General features: G+C 43.4%; 16 protein-coding genes. 6 read left to right on the forward strand and 10 right to left on the reverse strand.

The features are described 5' to 3' along the window. The first annotated feature begins 59 nt into the window (after positions 1–59). Positions 60–1,430, forward strand: a complete 1,371-nt coding sequence (locus ACK4EX_RS02710) for a PAS domain S-box protein (RefSeq protein WP_409769474.1) — start codon at positions 60–62, stop codon at positions 1,428–1,430. Positions 1,431–1,528: 98 nt separating this feature from the next. On the opposite strand, the gene ACK4EX_RS02715 is transcribed toward ACK4EX_RS02710, so the two are convergent. Both ACK4EX_RS02715 and ACK4EX_RS02720 read right to left on the reverse strand, forming a co-directional pair. Beyond that, on the reverse strand, positions 1,529–3,841 hold the full coding sequence (locus ACK4EX_RS02715; protein ID WP_409769476.1) for a TonB-dependent receptor domain-containing protein: 2,313 nt from the start codon (positions 3,839–3,841) through the stop codon (positions 1,529–1,531). Then, the gene (locus tag ACK4EX_RS02720) at positions 3,825–4,394 is read right to left on the reverse strand and encodes a hypothetical protein (RefSeq protein ID WP_409769477.1); all 570 of its coding nucleotides are present in this window, start codon (positions 4,392–4,394) and stop codon (positions 3,825–3,827) included. The genes ACK4EX_RS02715 and ACK4EX_RS02720 overlap by 17 nt, the downstream gene beginning before the upstream one ends. 213 nt (positions 4,395–4,607) lie before the next feature. Between ACK4EX_RS02720 and rpsA the strand changes: the two genes are divergently transcribed. The 5 genes from rpsA (at position 4,608) to ACK4EX_RS02745 (ending at position 12,763) form a co-directional block, all read left to right on the forward strand. Then, on the forward strand, positions 4,608–6,533 hold the full coding sequence (gene rpsA / locus ACK4EX_RS02725) for a 30S ribosomal protein S1 (RefSeq protein WP_409769478.1): 1,926 nt from the start codon (positions 4,608–4,610) through the stop codon (positions 6,531–6,533). A 106-nt stretch (positions 6,534–6,639) separates the two neighbouring features. Further along, positions 6,640–6,963, forward strand: coding sequence for a hypothetical protein (locus ACK4EX_RS02730; protein WP_409769480.1), 324 nt, complete (start codon positions 6,640–6,642; stop codon positions 6,961–6,963). Positions 6,964–7,129: 166 nt separating this feature from the next. After that, the gene (locus ACK4EX_RS02735; protein ID WP_409769482.1) at positions 7,130–9,772 is read left to right on the forward strand and encodes a T9SS type A sorting domain-containing protein; all 2,643 of its coding nucleotides are present in this window, start codon (positions 7,130–7,132) and stop codon (positions 9,770–9,772) included. Then, positions 9,762–11,288: a T9SS type A sorting domain-containing protein gene (locus ACK4EX_RS02740; RefSeq protein WP_409769483.1), complete on the forward strand. Its 1,527-nt coding sequence runs from the start codon at positions 9,762–9,764 to the stop codon at positions 11,286–11,288. The genes ACK4EX_RS02735 and ACK4EX_RS02740 overlap by 11 nt, the downstream gene beginning before the upstream one ends. Continuing rightward, the gene (locus ACK4EX_RS02745) at positions 11,285–12,763 is read left to right on the forward strand and encodes a T9SS type A sorting domain-containing protein (protein WP_409769485.1); all 1,479 of its coding nucleotides are present in this window, start codon (positions 11,285–11,287) and stop codon (positions 12,761–12,763) included. The genes ACK4EX_RS02740 and ACK4EX_RS02745 overlap by 4 nt, the downstream gene beginning before the upstream one ends. Before the next feature lie 135 nt (positions 12,764–12,898). Here the strand turns inward: ACK4EX_RS02745 and lptB are convergent, their stop codons facing one another. From lptB to ACK4EX_RS02785, 8 genes are all read right to left on the reverse strand, one after another. Continuing rightward, positions 12,899–13,651: an LPS export ABC transporter ATP-binding protein gene (gene lptB / locus ACK4EX_RS02750; RefSeq protein WP_409769487.1), complete on the reverse strand. Its 753-nt coding sequence runs from the start codon at positions 13,649–13,651 to the stop codon at positions 12,899–12,901. Between the two features lie 8 nt (positions 13,652–13,659). Next, entirely contained in the window at positions 13,660–14,367 is a 708-nt protein-coding gene (locus ACK4EX_RS02755) for a TIGR00730 family Rossman fold protein (RefSeq protein WP_409769489.1), read from the reverse strand. Between the two features lie 21 nt (positions 14,368–14,388). Continuing rightward, positions 14,389–17,223, reverse strand: a complete 2,835-nt coding sequence (gene uvrA / locus ACK4EX_RS02760) for an excinuclease ABC subunit UvrA (protein ID WP_409769491.1) — start codon at positions 17,221–17,223, stop codon at positions 14,389–14,391. A gap of 18 nt (positions 17,224–17,241) precedes the next feature. Then, positions 17,242–18,270 (reverse strand): transglycosylase SLT domain-containing protein, encoded by a 1,029-nt coding sequence (locus tag ACK4EX_RS02765; protein ID WP_409769493.1) that lies wholly within the window; start codon positions 18,268–18,270, stop codon positions 17,242–17,244. Beyond that, positions 18,254–18,814, reverse strand: a complete 561-nt coding sequence (gene rfbC, locus ACK4EX_RS02770) for a dTDP-4-dehydrorhamnose 3,5-epimerase (protein ID WP_409769495.1) — start codon at positions 18,812–18,814, stop codon at positions 18,254–18,256. Before rfbC ends, ACK4EX_RS02765 begins: the two co-directional genes overlap by 17 nt. A 74-nt stretch (positions 18,815–18,888) precedes the next feature. After that, positions 18,889–19,422, reverse strand: a complete 534-nt coding sequence (locus ACK4EX_RS02775) for an NUDIX hydrolase (protein WP_409769497.1) — start codon at positions 19,420–19,422, stop codon at positions 18,889–18,891. Continuing rightward, positions 19,422–20,129 (reverse strand): DNA alkylation repair protein, encoded by a 708-nt coding sequence (locus tag ACK4EX_RS02780; protein ID WP_409769499.1) that lies wholly within the window; start codon positions 20,127–20,129, stop codon positions 19,422–19,424. The genes ACK4EX_RS02775 and ACK4EX_RS02780 overlap by 1 nt, the downstream gene beginning before the upstream one ends. A gap of 20 nt (positions 20,130–20,149) precedes the next feature. Then, positions 20,150–21,277 (reverse strand): BamA/TamA family outer membrane protein, encoded by a 1,128-nt coding sequence (locus tag ACK4EX_RS02785; RefSeq protein WP_409769501.1) that lies wholly within the window; start codon positions 21,275–21,277, stop codon positions 20,150–20,152. Positions 21,278–21,335 lie beyond the last annotated feature (58 nt).

Here is a 21,335-nt window from a genome sequence, read left to right on the forward strand (position 1 = left end):
ATTTTTTGATACTTTTGAAATAGCAAAACGTTTGATTAAAAGTCCCCATTTCCTTTCATATGATGAACAGTGAGTTTTGCGCTGAGCAATATCTGCCTGCTTTTCTGCGAAACAGTAGAGAGATAATGATATTGGTTACTGATCTGGAAGGGAATATTATTTATGTAAACAATGCTTACCTTGATTCGTTCAGATTTACATTGGAAGAGACAATTGGTAAAAACTACCGCTCACAAATTTTTTCTGGCGATGAAGATATTATTCTGGAAACAGTTAAAAAATGTTTAGTTAATCCCGGAATTCCTGAAAAAATACTCATAAGAAAACACAAAAAGAATCAACCAGATTTTTATTTTTCAGAATGGGAATTTTCGGCTTTTACAAATGAATTAAATGAGCCGATCGGTATAATTTCAATCGGAAAGAATGTAACAGATTACCATCCTCTTAAATCATCAGAAAGAGATGAATACTTAAATCTTATTAACAGTTTGACTTCTGAGTCCTGGGCGTTTTATGATACCGAACTCAGGCTTAAGACGTGCAATCAAAAAGCTATCGAAATAGCAAAAAAGGTATTTGGTATTGAGCCAATGAGAGGCGACAGTGCAATGATGTATGTGGGAGAAGAGCATAAAGATGAAATGAAAAAAGCTTTTGATATGGCATTAAACGGTCAGGAGTGCCAGTTAGAACTTGTGACAAAAAATGACGAATTTTTTGTGATCAATCTTAAACCGATTTACAACGATAAAAATAAGCTTATTGGAATAGGACATTACTGTCTGGATGTAACAAATCTCAGAAAAAATCAGAGAGAAATTAATAAATTGAATCTGAGGTTTCAAACACTAATTAATCAATTAAACGGAATCGTGTTGATTCTGGATTTAGAGGGTAAAATCAGATATATCTCTGATACAGTAACAAAATTTTCCGGCTTTAAACCAGAATTTATTCAGGATAAAAACATTTCGGAATTTATTCATCCCGATGATTTGTCTGAGGTTTTCCAAAGTTTATCGCAACTCAGAGATTCAAATGATTCAGCATTAGTGGCATTTCGTTCTGTCAATGCTGATGGCTCCTACAACTGGTCGCTCGGTAGGGGAACGGTGATCGAAGAAGGGGGCGAAAAATACATTTTAGGAGTAATACTGAATATCGAAGAGCTTCGTCAGAAAGATGAAGTAATACAGAAACACCACGAAAAATTTCAGCAGATAGCCTGGCTACAGTCGCATGAAGTACGAGCTCCTTTAGCTCGGTTGCTTGGTCTTGCCGATGCTATTTACACAGATTTAATCGAGGACAAAGACGAACTGAAACAATTTATCCTTCACATTAAGCAAGCCGCATATGACCTCGATACAGTCATTCACAAGATCGTACAGATGACAGAATCGAATTTCAGCCAGAATACGAAATAGTTTTAAGTATTAAAAACCTCCTCACATTATAATAATCCTTATTTCAACATTCTTTTAATTGTTTTAATTCTTATTTCTTCCCTTCTCTGTTACTTATTTCAGAAACTCCAGACAGTACTAATAATCAGATTTCTGCCTATCTCATCAGCGAAATATTTCCAGCGATTCAGATAGTCGCGGTATTTCTGGTTCAGGAGATTTTCAACCCCTATAGAAAATCGAAAAAGGTTTTTCTTAGCAGGTATGGCAAAGGATATTTCTGAATTTAGCAAAGCGTAACCGGCAGGAGCAGGCATAAAATCTTGCTCTGGCAGTAAGCGCCATTGTCGCGCTGCAAACAAACCAGTAATGCGCCAGTAGATGTTTTTGATTTCTTTAAGGTCAGATAAATCGATCTTTAAAGCTGTTTGAGCGCGGTTGGCAGGCATCCAGGCAATCGGCTGAGATAGGCTTAGATTTTGGGCGTATAGAAAAGAACCTTTTACCTCAAAAGTTAAGAATTCTAATGGGTTTATTTCTGCATTTACATCAAGGCCTGTCAATATGACCAAACCGTGCTGCTTGTATTTGAAAACAGGAAAAGCCCCGCGTATCGTGGAGCGAAGTTCGCCGGTAGGCTCAAGGTTTATAAAATTGCGAAATAAGTATATATAGGCATCAGCCTGAACGGTTAGGGCTCCGGAATGGTAAAGGGTATTTACATGTTGTTGAAATCCGAATTCGTTGTGCAATAGGCGATTTCCCTCTTCTATGCCTGCCACACCCTGATGTAACCCAAAGCTGTACAGCTCGTTCACATCTGGAGCCCTTAACGTGAGTTGTCCTTCGTACGTAACGACTTTTTGAGGGTCCTTGAAAATGTTAGTGACAAGATTAGCCGTGTAGGACTGAAAGGTTCTGAATTCCTCATGTACAACTAATGGCACACTGCGTTCGATCGGAAAAGCTTGTATTCGAGTGAGTTCATAGCGCAGCCCATATGAAACCTCTCGGGCGTATATCTTTTTAACATTCGAGTGGAAAATAGCAACCCTGTAACTTAAAAAGTCGGGTATGAGAGGTAGAATGCCTGTCTCCGGATTGTTTGTATTATCGGTTACTCTAAGCTGAACACCTGTTTTTTGGAATGCAGAGCGATATGATATTTCATTAAAAAAGTCGTTCTGTTTCAGGTTAAGAGCCGGGCGATCGTTTTCACCACTTCGGCGGAAGTCGAACTCCCGCCGGTCGTTGTGTTGAAATCCAATCCTGAAGCGAAGTATTGAGGAGGAAGGCAGCTTTACTTCCGTCAGATTATTCACCGTATGATGATTTACTTCCTGCCTGGGCAGGTCGATTCTGGCTGAAAACTGCTCTTCTGTAAAGAAAGGTCTGTCGCGATTCATTGCTTCCTGTAGATCAGAGACATTGCCAATATGAGCACCTCTGAGTATACCTATTTTGGTTTGAAAGTAGTTGTAATTGAGGGTGTTTTCTATTTTTTTAGAAAAGTTATGACGCCAAAGCAGCCCGGTTGAAAATTCGCGTATCCCGGTATTGCGCAGATAATAGCCCGGTGTTTTAAGGTCACCGGATGTTTTGTAGGCGATATCAGCTCGTATACCCCCCGAGTGTTTGTCACCCTTGTTTAGCTTGATGTGATTCCAAAAGCCCCGGCCATTTGTAAAAATTCCTGTCCCGATGCTACCATGCAGGTGTTCGTCGATGAAATTGGCTTTTTTATCCGCTATAATTGCCCCGCCCATCTGACCGGCAGCAAGTTCCACAGATGCTATGCCTCTTACTACTGATATGCTGTCGTAGATCCATGAACTGATTTCCGGCGCATGATCGTTGCCCCACTGCTGCCCGGCCAGAGGCATTCCGTGATTGAGAATGGCAATGCGCTGAGCATTCATGCCACGGATTACGGGCTTTGCTATTTGCCCGCCGGTTCGTAGCACATTTATGCCGGGTATTGATGACAGGATATCGGCAATGGGTTTAAATTGCAACCGTTCGATTTCAGCTGCTGATAGATGCTTTTGCGAGGCATTGCCGGGCAACGCTCTTTTTTCGGTGATTGAGACTTCCGGAAGTTCAATGACGGAGTGCTGCAGGCCAACTATCAGTGTAGTATCGCCCCTCAACTGCAGAGACCCAATAATGGGTTGGCATCCGGCGTGTAAAATGGTATAGTGATAACTGCCGATACACAGCTGGCTGAATTCGACTTTTCCATCACTTCCTGTTGAAGCCGACCTACTCAGGTTTCGGCCATTTGAAAGCGTTACAAGGGCATCCTTCAGAGGCTTTTTACCTACTGCATCATTAACCTGTAAGGCAAGCGAATAATGGCAGTTTGACTGCCCTATTGTCCAGGTAGGCAGTACAAGCAACAGTATGAAAAGCTGACTAAGGCTTGATTTCAATGGGGAAAGTAGCTTCTATGTCCGTTGAACCCCCGGCATTTTCAATATTACCCTGTGCGACACCCGGCGCATTTTTATTAGGGTAGTGCCGCAAAACAATTCGCAAGCTACCCGTTGAAGGGCTGCCTGTGATTACATCAACCTGCAGGCCAAGGGGTTTTCCATTAGGGTCAAAATCTTTGTAAATAAATTGAGCATCAATCCCTTGGGGTATGAAAAAAATTTGATGGTCATTAGCCGTCGCCAAAATATCTACATTCACGTTGCCGGGAGGGTTTTGGGTTTCGTCCCACAGTCTAAGGCTACCGTGATAGGCTTGATTGGCCTTAACTTCACCTACTTGCGTCACTTGAGGTGGAATACCTCCCATGCCATCTACATCAAAGAAGCGAAGAAAAACACTGTCTAATGGATTTTCACTATTTTTTAAGAGAAATTCAAGCGTGGTAATCAGTTCGTTTTCTTTGGGAACTTCTGGTTTTTCTTTCTTGCAAGCGACTGAAAACAAGAGTATTAGAATGCTAGTGGAAAGTATTTTTACCAAGAAATTCATAAATGCAACTTTGTTGCAAATATAATGGTAAATTTTCTTTAATAACGAGCCTCGTAAACTGATTTTAAAGCCATAAATTTCGTTACATTTGCAGCCCCTTTCCGGCAGCCTCGAAAAACTCAGAAAGGGACGTGAAAATGAATTGTTTAACACCTTCATTTTTTAAATGCTGCCTAAGAGTTTTTTTTAAAAAATGAATACAAATACTTCTTCATGAACGAAGAAAACAAAACCAACCAAGAAAATCCTGAAATGGATACCCATGCTCAGGTATCTGCTGAGTCAACTACAACAGCAGAAGAATTCCACAACACAGTTGAAGAAACTGCAACACCAGTCGAAACAGCTGTTGAAACTCCGGTAGCTTCAGCCGATTCAACCGAAAGCGAAGAATTTGACTGGGATGAATTCGAAACAGGCCTGAAAAAGTTCAGCCAGGAGAAAAAGGCCGAAATCACTTCCCTCTACGAAAAAACCATCGGAAAAATCGAAGAGCACGAAGTAGTAATAGGCAAAATTGTAGCTAAAACCGATCGCGAAGTAATCGTTGATATCGGCGGTAAGTCTGAAGGAGTAATCTCACTTAACGAATTCCGCTACAACCCCGATCTCAAGGTGGGCGACGAAGTAGAAGTCATGGTCGATCGCCGTGAAGACAAAAACGGCCAGCTCGTGCTCTCACATCGCAAAGCCAGAGCCATAAAAGCCTGGGACCGCGTCAACGAAGCTTACAACAACGACGAGATCGTTCAAGGCTTCATCAAATGCAAGACGCGCGGTGGAATGATCGTTGACATCTTCGGCATCGAAGCCTTCCTGCCCGGTTCGCAGATTGACGTTCGTCCGATCAAAGATTACGATATATATGTCGAGAAGACCATGGATTTTAAAATCGTCAAAATCAATCACGAGTTTAAAAACGTGGTCGTATCGCACAAAGCCCTTATCGAAGCCGACCTCGAAGAGCAGAAGCGCGAAATCATCTCTAAGCTCGAAAAAGGTCAGGTGCTCGAAGGCGTCGTCAAAAACATCACTTCTTACGGCGTATTCATCGATTTGGGCGGCATAGATGGTCTCATCCATATCACTGATCTCAGCTGGAGCCGCATCAATCACCCCAGCGAAGTAGTAGAGATGGACCAGAAACTCAACGTGGTAATTCTCGACTTCGACGAAGCCAAAACACGCATACAGCTCGGCCTCAAACAGCTTACACCACATCCATGGGATTCACTCGATCCTAACCTCAAGCCCGGCGACAAGGTGAAAGGTAAAGTAGTGGTACTCGCTGACTACGGAGCCTTCATCGAAATCATCCCGGGCGTAGAAGGCCTCATTCACGTAAGCGAAATGAGCTGGAGCAACCACCTGCGCAGTGCCCAGGACTTCGTAAAAATCGGCGACGAAGTAGAAGCCGTCATCCTCTCCCTCGATCGCGAAGAGCGCAAAATGTCGCTCGGCATGAAGCAGCTCACACCCGATCCCTGGGCTGATATCGAAACCAAGTACCCCGTGGGCTCAATCCATGAAGGTCAGGTGCGCAACTTCACCAACTTCGGCGTATTCGTAGAGCTCGAAGAAGGCATCGACGGACTCATCCACATCTCAGATCTCAGCTGGACCCGCAAAATCAAGCACCCCTCTGATTTCACCCACATCGGCGCACGCCTCAAAGTAGCCGTACTCGAAATCGACAAAGAAAACCGTCGCCTCAGCCTCGGCCATAAGCAGGTGACCGAAAACCCCTGGGACGTCTACGAAACTCTGCTCGAAGAGGGCAGCGTTCTCTCAGCCAGAATCGTTGAAATGGTCGACGGAGGTGCCAATGCCATCATCGAAAACATTGGCCTGGAGGCATTCGTCCCCAAACGTCACCTCACCAAAGCCGACGGCAGCCAGCTCAAGCTAGATGAAGTAGCCGACTTCAAAGTCATCGAATTCAGCAAAGAGAACCGCCGGATTGTGCTTTCACATACCGACCTGGTAAAAGCCGCCGAAAATGAAGCAGCCGAAAAAGCTGCACGCAGCACCAAGGATGCCGTAAAACGCATTCAAAGCAAAGTGGAAAAGACCACACTCGGCGACATCGAAGCCCTCTCACAGCTTAAAGCCGATCTCGAAAAGCAAGACAATAAATAATTTGCGCTTCGCATAATCAGATTTAAAGCCGCCCCGCACAGGCGGCTTTTTTTATGAATGTCATTATCTTTCTAAGCATAAATTAAAACATTTTAGTTTTTTTCTTTTGGGCGTGCCCCCTGACAAGGCGCCTGCAGCGCCTTCGTCAGGGGTCGGGCTATCCGCTCATATTCGCCTTGCGCATGGAGGCGGCACATCCGGCTGCGGTGGCTTCGCCTGTCGCCTCCTCGCCCTGTGTGCCGCATGCTCCACCCGCTGCGGCTCATATCCGCTCCTATCCCTCACGCAGATGCATCATTCCGACGTCCCGTCACATATTTGCTGGTTTGCGTCTTTTTCCGGTTTTGTATTGTCATGTAATGTGCTCTTTGACAGCATTGCCAAAGCATCATCCTTTTTTCCTGAGATGCTACTTTTTTATGTAGCCTGAACACTTAATCAAAATGTTATAGAATAAATCAAAATATGTAGATAAAACGACACAAATCGCAGCGATAAAAAAATGTAATTTTTTTTGTAATTAAAAATTTAACCAATATTTTAGCAAAAAAATTATAAACCATGAAACAACAATTACTTCTCCCAGCTCTTTGTGTGTGTGTAACTTAATCCACGCCCAACACTTTTTCCTCAACGATTTTCGCGGCCAGTTTTTCGAGCAAGGCTACGGAGGCGCATACGATGAAGAAGCCCTTGACATTCTGATCACCCCATCCAGGCACACCGTGCTCTGCGGATGGCAAGAAAGCCCCGAAACAGACCGTAAAGACTTCACCCTCTGGTATATCAGCGAAATAGGCAAACTCCTTCGAGAAATCAATTATCCACACCCTGTGAACCATTCCATTGCCACAGCTATTGCACCCCTCTCTGCCGGCCATTGGGTACTGGCCGGTCGCATTACTTCGGCAGATTACAGACCCGGTATCTACGTAGAGCTGAATGACAGCCTGCGCGTAATCCGCACCGATGCCACCGGTGCCGTCCACTGGAGCTATGTGTATGGTGAGCGCCATCTCGGCATAGCTGCAGCCGATGTGGTCACCACGCCCGACGACCATTCCATCGTCGTCTGCAATACGGTGGACCCCGCTGGACACTACGGCATTCGCATCATCATGCTCGACCCTTCGGGCAATCCTGTCTATTACACCGAGTATCAGAATCCCTCCGTATCGCGCACTGCCCACGAAATCCTCTACCTGCCCCACCATAATGCCTACCTTATATCTACCAACAACTACGAAAACCAAACAAAATACCCCGGCCTGCTGGCCATCAATACCACGGGCAGTACCATATTTGACATATATTTCCAGATACGCCACGATCACCTCTGGTACGGACTTGACTATCTGGCCGACGGTACTGTGGTGCTGGCAGGCTATACCTGGCACTCCGGAGACACCAATTCCTACATATGCCATTACAACATAAATGTGCACTCCATCACACACGAATACGAATGGGGAACCGATGGCTCTGAAAAGCTGCGCGATGTGGTGGTCACCCCCACAGGCTATGTGTGCCTTGGAATACGCAACAATCAAGGCGAAGGCGGTGACGATATATACCTCGCCCATTTCGATGCATCCTATCAGCCCATCCTCGAAGAGACCATGGGCACAGCCGAGCACGAACGTGCCAACAGCAAAGCCATACGCCCTCAGCCCGACCCCGTAGTGCAGCTGGCAGGCTACTGCAGCGGCTTCGGAATACAGGAGAGCGGACAAGCATACCTGGGAGCAGCATTTTTTGTGGAGCCAAGCACTATGTTAAATAACTCATGTGTGGTGCCGAGGATATTGTATTTGGATGATTTAATCTATGATATGGGAGAGTCTTGTGAGTGGATAGAATTTGGACTATTGGATACACATGCTACAAATATTCAAGTTCTTGATCAGATCATCCAGTTTTGTAAAAACAACAAATTCAATATGCTATCTATATACAATCTGGAATGCTTATTTTATCCTAATTTGGATATCATTACTCAAGAGGAAAAAATTAAAAGAATCAAAGCATATGTAAACTTAAAAAAATTTCTGGACAGATGTCGAAAAAACGGAATTTTTGTGGGTTATGTAGCTGAAAACAGATACCAATCGCTGGATACTGTCTTGAAGTACGAAATGGGTCACAACAGCAGTATTCGCTTTTTCAATTACACCTTTCACGGTAAGTTTAATTATCTCCATTTGGAGCACGAATTCTGGAATGCACATCATGAAAAGTACGAAAAACCAATATTTTCTAATACAAATTACATAAAAAATACGGATACCCATTTCGTCAGAATATACAACGATCATTTAATTTTACTCAATAAAATGGTTCAGGCAAAAAATACTCAACCCAACATCTGGAGGGTATTTGATTATGTGGACAAATTTTGGAATTCTGACCCTCTTAGTCAATCATTTACATTATTAGATTCAATACCAAGAAGAAACAAAACCCACCAAATTGCTGATCTTGTAGATGCTGTATTATTATCACATTACAAATGGTATGACTCTCTGAATGGTCATTACGGAAAAAACTTTTTGTTTCCTTGGATTAATAATCAAAATCAAATAATTGATTGGCAGAATTATGGCTATAGATTGCGATTATCTGACTTTGCTGATAGTACCAAGCGGCACACCATCATCCCGCTCTTTTCTGCAGAATACTATTATGTGAAAAACAATAAAAAAGATACGTGTGGAAGTAATGACTTTTTAGGAAGATTCCTGGCTGGTCCTCTCTTCAATTTTTTTCCAAATATTACATTTCGCGCAGTGGAAGATACTTTTAGACAACAATACAATGTGTGCTACAAGTATCAAAAAAATCTTTTCCCCCATCTCTTTAATGTTCGCATCGCGGGCTATGGATGGTTTACCCATTCATGTCTTAGTTATAAAAATTACTCCAATTTATTCAATGATCTACAGAGCTGTGACGACACCATAAATATCCATATCAGTCTAACAGAATGGACAAATAGCACCAAAAACAAAAATATCGTATTGTATCCAAATCCTGCCAGCGATAAAATATATTGGCATTCTGACGAAATCGCCAGTTCGATTGAAATCGTATCCCTATCCGGTGTAAAACTATGGGAGGACAAAAAGTTGTCAGCAAACTCCGTGACACTTCCAAAACTTTCTTCCGGAATGTACTTGGTTATAATTCGTGAAAAGGCAGATACCTACATCACTAAACTAATCATTTCTCATGAGAGGTAAAAAAGTACATCTAATATTCTCAGCATTATTAGCTTATCTCTGCTTGCTGTCTGAGGTGAAAGGGCAGTTTGATTCTTCATTTATACGTTCATTTAATATGGGGTTCGGATTTCATTCGGGGGGTCCTATTTCAGTAGGTGAGGATAAAGATAAAAATCTACTTTTCACATTTGGTTTCAAAACGGTAGGAGGTGGAATTTATGGTGAATTTCCTTACTTCGTGCTGTATGATCAGGAGGGTTTTTTACTTAATTTTTTTGCTATTCCGGTACAGCAATATTTTACGTCTTTATTGTTGAGAGATTCAAGGGCATGGATCGTTCATACCTTCCGGGACGGAAGAATTCTGTTGCGACACTTTTCAGGCAACGATCTCCGCACTATAGCAGGATGGATTATGCTCGGGCCGAATTACCAGATGCAATGGGTCAATGATTTGCATTTAGTGCCGATGTATGTAACTGACACCCTGGCTCTGGGGCTTTCAATAACGGGCAGTCAAAATGCTTTGGAAGTCTATTGCATCAATCTGATCAATGGTATGCCTATGTGGTCTTACCCAATACCTGATTCATTGAGAAGTGAGACAGTAAATGTAAACGGTGTAAATCTGTCGTATTACAGATTTTCACAGATTTACAATTCAAACGGGAAAACTCATCTCGTACTTCACAAAAGACAAAACAGCTGTGAAAAGATACAATTTACCTTCACTTTAGAAGGATATGACGGATTTAAAGTGGAAGAGGATTGTTATGAGGTGAAGTGGGTTTCGGATAAAATTCCTTTGGAAGTTAAAAGATACAATCTTTATTCTATCCCTAATCCGTTGGATAACAACCGGTTTATGTATGACTTCCAAAGTGTGCTAGTGATTACCTCTACCTCTGGTGATACGCTTTTGACATTCGATAAGGCTGACTTGTCTGCAGGCTATTCCTTTCATCCTGAAAAGGTTTGGTTTGAAGAGGATTCTACATTTACCGTTTTTTTCATTCACAGTTGGGACACTATAAAATATTATTACCATGGAATGCTTAATTTTTCGCTTGATGGCAAGATCAATTGGTGCAGAGATTACAAGCCTTTACCGCTAGGAAGTTTAATTTCAGGCAATGAAAATACACCCATTCGGCTATCCGATAAAGGTTTTCTGACTTTGGATTTTAACAAAAAATATATAATTAAAATAGATAATATCGGAAGAATAGTCAAAAGCGATATTGGCATCACAATTACAAAAAACTATTGCACTTACATTCATGAGCCTGAACCTGAGATATCATATCAATCACCGGCAATTTATCCCAATCCAAACGATGGGATCTTTTACTTACACACCAATGGTCAAGGTTATTATCAGATCATCGACCTGAGAGGCCGAATAATATTTGATAAAAAAGTATCCGAATCGATAGAGAATATAAATATTCGCCACCTGGCATCTGCCTTGTACCTGCTCAGGTACATAGCTGATGATCACAAAGTTTATTCATTTAAATTCGTAAAGAAATGAAAAAGTTAATATTTAATACAATATGTGTAATATTATTCAATTTCTTTCTTACATCTGTCTTTTCTCAGGAAATTTCAAATAAAAACACTTATCTGCAAAATATTATCTGGGGAAATATTTTAACGATTAAGCCAAGTAGTTTAGCCAGTGAAGGTCAGATTCACTACGCTACTTGGGAGAGGTTGACTTTTGTAAGATATGCTGGCCGGCCTGCAGTAATTACATCATTCTTTACGGACGAAAACAAAGAAAAAGGAAGTAGTAATATCATTTCTAGTTTGTATGGTGGCCACTTTAGTGTAGAAATTTATTTACATTCAGTTCGTAACGGTCAATTTTTAAATTCGAGGAAGATTCGAGCTTATAATAACTCTGACTTTGATTGCTATTTGTCATTATCGATTTCAAATAATTTGTCAATTGCACAATGGCATAATTCCTTTTGTGGTGTACAAAAATTTCTGAATGATTCTTTAATTTTTGGCATTGATACAATTAATTCCAATGAAATATACGCTACGGTAATTTCAGGCAAGACAGGATTGTTTCAATGGATCGAGTATATCTATCCGCTTTTTGATGCACATCAGTTAAATCCGGATGATTACACATATCAAGAATTCTTCATCCGTCAGGATTCAGCTCATGTCATTTACGTACACCGTCAAGACGCTTCTCAGAAAGTCCGCCTGGTCTTCTCGCACAGGGGTTTTGAGAAGCTCTACATGGAGCAGCACCCTTACGACCGCCATTGGTATTTTCCCGAACCACGCTTTACCGTAAAACGCCGTGTAATCTACGAGCAGTCGTCCATATTCGACGGAAAAGCCGATGGCACCTTAGACATTTTTGATGATAACGACCGGCGTATTCTCTCTTTTTCTCTGGCTAACTGGGCAGATGAATTTTCTTTTCTTCCGGAGTATGTATTCTGGGAACGCGATCATACACTTTCCATTTGTTACCGTTACAGACGAAAAGGAAGTCACCGTGTGTTTACAGGATTGATTAACATTGACTTGCAGGGTCAGGTCAACTGGTGTATGGACTACTGGTTGCCTGACTTCCGTGTTACTATCCGCGATATCATCAAAACTCAGGACGGTGGTTTTTTTATGGTCTTGGAACAGTTAGGTGTAACCTATCATTTGATGAAAACTGACAGATTCGGCCGAGTGTATGAAAGCCGAAATGGCATCACCTATACCCGATCCAACTGTGAATATGGCGACCTGAGAAGGCGAGCGGATATGCTGCTCTTTCCCAATCCTGCCCGCGGCCGCTTTACCCTCCAAACTGGTGAGTATGGCCTACTGCAAATCGTAAACCTTGCCGGGCAGGTAGTGTTTACGACCGAAATTCGGGACCATACCAGCGAAGTACTTATAGGTCACCTCCCGGCTGGCATGTACATCGTGCGCTTTATCGGTCAGAGCGGATTTACAGCAAGTGAAAAATTGGTGTTGTATCAGTAATCTAAAGTTGTTTATTTTCAAATCAAAAAACAGTTTATAGGTGCTTCACTCGTGTAAGCCTGTACTCATAAGGATTGATTTTCTTTGAGGACCGGGATTATTAATTTCTAATCACTATCACTCCTTAGGCCTCGATTATTGCAACTTTTCCATCAATTCTTTTGGGCGTTTCAGCTCAAAGCTCTGCCCGAGATATACCTTGCGCACTACGGGGTCTTCGGCCAGCTGTTCGGCAGTGCCATAGCGAAGGATTGCACCCTCAAACATCAGATAGGTGCGATGAGTGATGGCCAGTGTCTCCTGTACATTGTGATCGGTGATGAGGATGCCGATGTTCTTTTGCCGGAGTTTTACCACGATGTGCTGAATGTCTTCCACGGCTATGGGGTCCACTCCGGCAAAAGGCTCATCAAGCAGGATAAACTTTGGATCAGCTGCCAGAGCACGGGCTATTTCGGTACGACGACGTTCCCCGCCACTGAGTAAGTCACCGCGGTTTTTGCGCACGTGCTTCAGCGAAAATTCCTCAAGTAGATCTTCGAGTTGACGCTTTCGGTCACGATACGATAGATTTCGCAACTCAAGTACGGCCATGATGTTGTCTTCTACGCTCAGCTTGCGGAAAACACTCGGTTCCTGTGCCAGATATCCGATTCCCTTCTGGGCACGACGGTACATAGGGTCCTGGGTAATGTCCTGGTCGTCGAGCAGGATCTGGCCTGCATTGGGTTTGATCAGTCCTACGACCATGTAAAAGGAGGTCGTCTTACCGGCTCCGTTTGGGCCCAGCAGGCCGACGATTTCTCCCCGTGTCAGCTCAAAGGAGACATTCTTTACGACTTGCCGTCCCTTGTAGCTTTTGGATATATTTCTGGCCTGGAGTTTCATGTATGGGTTTAGAAGTTTGGTCGGAGCAGATATTTCGAATAGAAGTCGTCGATTACTTTGATGGCGTCTTTTGGCTCATCGACCAGGTGGAATAGGTTGAGGTCTTCGGGGTTGATGTTTCGCTCTTTTATTACGGTATTTTTCAGCCAATCGACCAGGCCACCCCAATAATCTTTGCCAAACAATACGATGGGAAAGCGCCCGATTTTTTCCGTTTGAATCAGGGTAAGCGCTTCAAAAAGTTCGTCAAGTGTGCCAAATCCACCCGGCATTACAATGAAGCCCTGCGAATATTTGACAAACATGACCTTGCGTACAAAGAAGTAATCAAACTGCAGATTCTTGTCGTGGTCAATATAGGGATTTGAAGTTTGCTCGAAGGGCAGCTCTATATTGAGCCCTACAGAAGTACCACCCCCGCGCTTGGCGCCCCTGTTACCGGCCTCCATGATGCCCGGGCCACCACCGGTGATGATTCCATATCCCCGCTGGGTGAGCTGAAAAGCGATTTCCTCGGCATGCTTGTACATGATGTGGTCTTCTTTGGTGCGCGCAGACCCAAAGATGGTCACACATGGGCCTATGCGGCTGAGGGTCTCATAGCCGTTTACAAATTCGCTCATGACCTTAAATATGGCCCATGAGTCGTTGGTCTTTATTTCGTTCCAGGTTTTAGGTTCAAAGGCTTTGATGATCTTTTCGTCTTCTGCTGTCATTTTTTAAGTGTCTTTCTGGTTTTACTGAAATCTGGATAATTCCTGCGCAATATAGGGAGCAGTTATACTTTCCGGATGAGTAGCTACTTCTTCAGGCGTACCTTGTGCTACGATGCGCCCACCGGCTTCTCCGCCTTCAGGGCCGATATCGATGATGTAGTCAGCTACTTTGATCACATCGAGGTTGTGCTCGATGACCAGCACTGTGTTGCCCTTGTCCACCAGGCGCTGGAGTACTTCTACGAGCATCTTCACGTCTTCGAAGTGCAGACCGGTGGTAGGCTCGTCCAGGATGTACAGGGTATTGCCTGTATCGCGCCGGGAGAGTTCGGTGGCGAGCTTTACGCGCTGGGCTTCACCGCCCGATAGGGTAGTGGAGGGCTGACCCAGGCTGAGGTATCCCAGTCCTACATCGTAGAGTGCCTGGAGTTTTTGTACAATTTTTGGAATGTTTTCAAAAAAATTAAGGGCTGACTCTACAGTCATATCCAGCACATCGGAGATGGATTTGCCTTTGTAGCGCACTTCCAGCGTTTCGCGGTTGAAGCGCCGGCCCTGGCATGTCTCGCAGTGTACATACACATCGGGCAGAAAATTCATCTCAATCGTACGCACACCTGCTCCCTGGCAGGTTTCACATCGTCCACCTTTTACATTAAAGGAGAACCGACCCGGTTTGTAGCCTCGGATTTGAGACTCGGGCAGTTGGGAAAAGAGATCGCGGATATCGGCCCATACATTGGTGTAAGTCGCTGGATTTGAACGCGGTGTGCGCCCTATCGGGCTTTGGTCGATGTCGATGACTTTGTCGATGTTTTCGATTCCTTCGATCGAATCGTAAGGCAGTGGTTCGGCCAGTGACCGGTAGAAATGATTACTAAGGATTGGAAACAGTGTTTCGGTGATCAGGCTCGATTTACCTGATCCGCTGACACCGGTCACGCAGATAAATGTGCCCAGTGGCAGACTTAAGGTGACATTTTTTAGGTTATGACCTTTTGCTCCTTTTAGAGTGAGGGTTTTTCCATTTCCCTTGCGCCTTTGGGTGGGTATGGGTATTACTTTTTCATTTCTCAGGTAAAGGGCTGTATCTGTATTGGCTTTCAGAAGTTCTTGATAAGTGCCATGAAATACAATGCGGCCTCCATGTTTACCGGCACCTGGGCCTATGTCCACCACGTAATCAGCACTCTCGATCATTTCGCGGTCGTGCTCCACCACAAGCACAGTATTGCCGATATCGCGCAATTGGCGAAGGCTTTCGATGAGCTTGCGATTGTCGCGCTGATGGAGTCCAATCGACGGTTCATCGAGTATATAGAGCACTCCGACGAGTTGAGAACCGATTTGTGTAGCTAACCTAATGCGTTGTGACTCACCACCAGAGAGTGAACCACTTGGTCGATTCATGGTAAGATATCCCAATCCTACATCGAGTAAAAAGCCAATGCGAGCATTGATTTCTTTAAGAATTTCCTGCGAAATTTTCTTTTGACGTTCGCTGAATTTCTCCTGTGCAGATTGCAACCAAGTGTGCAATTGAGTGAAGTTCATTTCGGCAATATCTCCTATGCTTTTACCGTCGATTTTAAAGAGCAGAGACTCCTTTTTCAAGCGTGTGCCGCCACACTCGGTACAATCGATTTCGTGCATAAATTCATCGGCCCACCGGCGGATGTGAGCACTCTTGTCATCATTGGCCGATGATTCGATGAAATGGATGATTCCTTCAAAGCTCTTGTTTAATCGGCGGCTGATACCCAGCACTTTGTTTTCGGCTTCTACTACTTCATCGGCACCATACAGGATGACGTCGAGGGCTTCCTTTGGAATATCTTTTATGGGAGTATCGAGCGAAAATCCGAAAATATCAGAGATGATTTCAATTTGACTGAAGATCCATGTGTGTTTGTAGGGACCGAGCGGAATAATGCCGCCTTTTTTGATGGATATGGATGGGTCGGGGATAATCTTTTCCATGTGTGTTACCTTAATCCGACCTAGTCCTTTGCATACCGGACAACTCCCTTTTGGACTGTTAAATGAAAAAGTATTGGGCTCAGGCGTAGGAAGCGAAATCCCCGAAACCGGACACATCATATGCCGGCTAAAGTAGCGCACCTGGTCAGGCTGATCAACCAGAGATATCATTAAAATTCCATCGCCGTGATACAAGGCCGTTTCAATGCTTTCTTTCAGTCGCTGTTTAATCGATTCAGTTACTTTTACTTTATCTACTACGATCTCAATGTCGTGGGTCTTGTAGCGGTCGAGTTTCATGCCGCGCGTGATTTCACGAACCTCACCGTCCACACGTACCTTCAGGTAGCCCATTCGGGCGATTTGCTCAAAGAGTTCGCGGTAGTGTCCCTTGCGTGCCCGCACTACAGGTGCAAGTATGAATATGCCTTGATTGGAATAATCTTTTAAAACGTGCTCAACGATATCGTCGGGGGTATAGCTTACCATCTTTTCGCCGGTCACCGGCGAGTAGGCATCCGAAGCCTTGGCATACAGCAATCGGAAAAAGTCATAGATCTCCGTAATGGTGCCCACGGTCGAACGCGGATTTTTTACAGTAGTCTTCTGCTCTATGCTGATGACAGGGCTAAGGCCGGAGATGTTATCCACATCGGGTCTTTCGAGATTGCCGAGAAACTGGCGCGCGTACGCACTGAAGGTTTCGATAAATCGCCTCTGGCCCTCAGCGTAAATGGTATCAAATGCCAAAGATGACTTTCCGCTCCCTGAAAGTCCGGTAAAAACGACCAATGATTCCCTCGGAATACTGATGCTTACATTTTTCAGATTGTGAACGCGAGCACCCGTTACTTCAATTACTTCTTGCTCCAACATTCGTCTGCAAACTCTTACCTAAATGTTTTCAACAATGGAAATATCTTCCGGGTTTTCGGCCTTTTCGTCGTGGAGCTCAGGAATTACGCCTTTTAAGTCTGACATAATGTGGTGGTATCCTTGCTTAGGAATGGCTATTCGATATTTTTTCCCGTTTGGATTTGTGAGTTTTATATCTCGTATCCAGGGATTGTGGTAGCGAAGTATTTTGTAAGTAATGCCAAACTGTGCTGCAAATTCCGGCCAGCTGCTCACAGCAGTATCTACGGTTACATAATTGACCGGTATCGGGTGATAAAGGTCCTTCTTGCGAAAATTAAAACCGTACTTTTTCGGATTGTTGTAAATCTCTTTTACGGCCAAAATGCGAAATACGTATCGAGAAGTTTCCTGATTGAGCTGTAAGTCGAAATAATTGGTAACTCCTTGCCGATTAATCTGTTTTGATATACCATTTACTCCCAGATTGTAAGAGGCTGCAGCAAGAGCCCAGGAGCCAAAGCGCTTTTTAGCGTCGAGCAAGTATTTGCAGGCTGCTTCAGTGGCTTTTTCCAGGTGGTAGCGCTCATCTACTTCGTCGTTTACTTCGAGGCCATAGTTTATAGCGGCATCTTTCATGAGTTGCCAGGGTCCGGTGGCACCGGCAGGGCTTACGATGTTGGTGAGGCCGCTCTCAATCAGAGCTATGAATTTTAAATCGTCAGGTACATTGTACTTCTGTAAAATTTTTTCAATCGTCGGGAAGTATTTGTTTGCTCTTTTGAAGTAGAGCAGACCCTGCGACTGAAAATAGACGTTAGAAAGCAGTTCTCTGTCGAAGCGCTCTAAAATTTCCGGGTCGTCGAAGGGAACCTCCTCGCCGGCAAACTTTAAATCATCCGGCATTACAAGCGCAAATACATTGTACTTTTCGTTGAACCGACGCAGAAATTCGATGTCTGTATCATGATTGCTGTAAGCAAACATCAATAGCTTGAACGCTGCCAGAACTAATAGAGTGATGGAGAGTATTTTGAAAAAACGCGAAAGTCTAACAATTCTTGCCATAAATGAACGGACTATCAAAATCTTTAAAAAATGGAGCCGTTTGATCCTTAGCGGATAATATTGGATTTTCTATCCCCCAATCGATACCAATATCAGGATCGTTCCAGCGGATGGCACCTTCAGTTTCAGGGTGGTAGGTGTCAGTACATTTGTACTGAAAGAGTGTATTGTCTCTCAATGTTTTAAACCCATGTGCAAACCCTGGTGGTATCCACATGAGGTTAAAATTTTCTTCGGTCAGCTCATGTGCAAAAAATTTGCCATAAGTAGGTGAACCTTTACGTATGTCAACGGCTACGTCGAGCACTGCTCCCTTTACTACGCGTACCAATTTGCCTTGAGCATGTGGTGGTCGCTGAAAGTGGAGGCCGCGAACTACCCCGGCATTCGAAAGACTCTGATTATCCTGAACAAACTCATATCGGATACCGAGTTCGAAAAATTTTTCTTTATTATACGATTCAAAAAAATGGCCGCGAGCGTCTGAAAATACTTTAGGCTCAATGACAAAGAGCCCTTCAATTCCGGTTTCAATAATTTTCAAGGTTCCTCAAATTTAAATCGTGCAAAGATACAGTAACGAAAAAGTATAGTACTTATCTGATATTTAATCAGATACTAATTTTTTGGCCAATAAGTACCTATGTGAACACCTGGATAGTCTGGGTTTTCGAAATATTTTTTTAAGGCAAAAGCAGTGGAAGAAAAGGCAATCTCGCTCCAAGGAATTTCTTCTTCTGTAAAAAGCCTTACTTCGCTGCTTTCTGATGTTTTGTTCATCTTTTCATGCTGCATATCTGCTAAAAAAATCATGTACACCTGTCGGGCATGAGGCAAATTGTACACCGTGTGCAGGCGCTTTATTATTACAAATGCAGCTGTTTCTTCGAACGTTTCCCGTCGGGCTCCTTCTTCCACGGTTTCACCGTTTTCCAGAAACCCACAAGGCAAATTCCACAATCCCTTTCGGGGTTCTATGGCTCGTTTTGCAAGCAAAACTTTATTCTGCCACACCGAAAGTGTACCAACAATGATGTTTGGATTTTGATAGTGAATTTGGCCGCAGGCCTCACAGCAGTAACGCTCGAAGTGATCGCCTGTGGGAATTTTTCGAACAATCGAAGCAGAACCGCAAACGGAGCAGTAGTTCATTAATTATCAGCGTATTTTAATCGTTGTATCCATTTTAGGGCTTCGCGTTTAGCAAGACTGGACAAGACATTGTCGTGTTTATTCACAAAGGTATCAACTTGCTTGGGATTCGACTTAGAATATTCTCTCAAAGCCCATCCAATGGCTTTTTGAATGAAAAAATCTCGACGATCTGCCAAAAAGAGGATGTATTGACTCAATAAATCAAAATCAGTTTTATTCTTGTATTTTAACTGAAAAAGTAAAGCTGATCGCATTAGCCACAAATGATTGGAATGCAGCCATCGACTGCCCATTTCTTCAAGCAAATCCTTTCTATTATAAAGCCATTTACCTGCAACGTTGGTGGCTAAAAAATCGACCGTATCCCACCAAGGTTTAGTTGTGATGCACTTTTCTAAAAGATTCTGCATTTCAACATCACTGAATAGACGTCGCTTGGCTGCTAATAGGTCAATGGCTGTGTATTGAAACTCTCTTTCGTTTAAAGTGTACAAATGCTGCACAAGCTCGATTGCAGCTTGGGGTGTCGCAACTGATGCAACTTCTTTTAACCACTGCTTTTGAATAGCCTTGCGCACCGGAGCTGGCACACCCATAAAGGCAAATTGGTTTCGCATATAAGCCTCCATAGAAGATTTCTTCATGGGATCAGCAGCGTCACGATAGGCGTCTAAAAGCCAATCGACGTAAGATTTGATTTCCACTTATTATTATTTTCTTTAAATTAAAATGCCTCAGTAACCATCAGATAATAATGTGCCCCCTCGCGTCCCAGTCCTACGTCGAAGCGTAGATTCAGTCGTTCAGCCGGATTGATCACAAATCGGAGCCCTGTGCCTACAGAGTATTTAATGCGCTGCAGCGAGAGGTCGCTAACCGTTTTAAAAACATCACCTGCTCCGGCGAAGGTGACCATGCCCAGTCGCCAAAAGAGCGGGAAGCGATATTCCAATTGAAAACCCGTGAAATTTCGATCTCTGAATCGATTGCGCGCATATCCGCGCAAGATTTCCTCACCACCCACGGTTGCCATGTCGAGCATGGGTACACCACTGGTGTTATATCGCCCTACTAATTGTACAGCCAAAACATTTTTAGGTTTCAGCTCAAAGTAGGTTTGGTACGTGAGATTTACATTTATGTAATTAAAGTTGCTGCCGATAATCTTATCGTAGAAGTAGGTAGAGATTTCAAATAAATGACCTTTGTATGAATTTACAATGTTATCGCGGTCGTCATACGTCATTACCAATCCGAGACCCGAAGTTACTCCGCCTCTATTTCCGATTATATCACCAGCATCTAGTAAACCGTTTTCTTTAACTTTAAAATTGTATTCGTTTGACAGCATAAGATCAAATCCCATAAAAAGCTCACCCTTCAACCTTTTAAGCATTAAATATTTAAACGATTTTAAGTCATAGGCATAAAATTCTTCGTTGGTCACTAAGGTTGCGTTTCCGATCCCATAAAATCTGTCCGGAAAATTCCGGTAACGCAGTTCTCCCTTCAGCAGGAAATCTTCATTACGGGTGAATACATTCCAGAGTGCCCAAATGTCAAGCTGCTTATTCTGCGTATAGTCCGCTAGAAATTGTACATATGAAAGCCTGGCATCTTTCTGATCCGGTTTTTTTGCTTTGAAAGAAAAGTAATACACTCCAGCTGCTCCAAAAGCAAGGCGTGTATCGGGAGTATAGTATAAAAGGGGTATAACAGCAAATCCTGATTTTTCTGAGGAAATGGTGTCGTCAAGTGGTCGTACACCGAACCATTGTAACCAATCCTGTGCATTTAATCCGCTGGCGAAAAATTGACCTATGATGAATAGAAATACCTTACCTTTCGTCACGCTGCAAATGAAAACAAAAAATTAACATGTAAATAACTTAAAAATTATTAGGACCAAC

The sequence above is a fragment of the Thermaurantimonas sp. genome (genome assembly GCF_046299575.1).
In the GTDB taxonomy this organism is placed as follows: Bacteria; Bacteroidota; Bacteroidia; order Flavobacteriales; family Schleiferiaceae; genus Thermaurantimonas.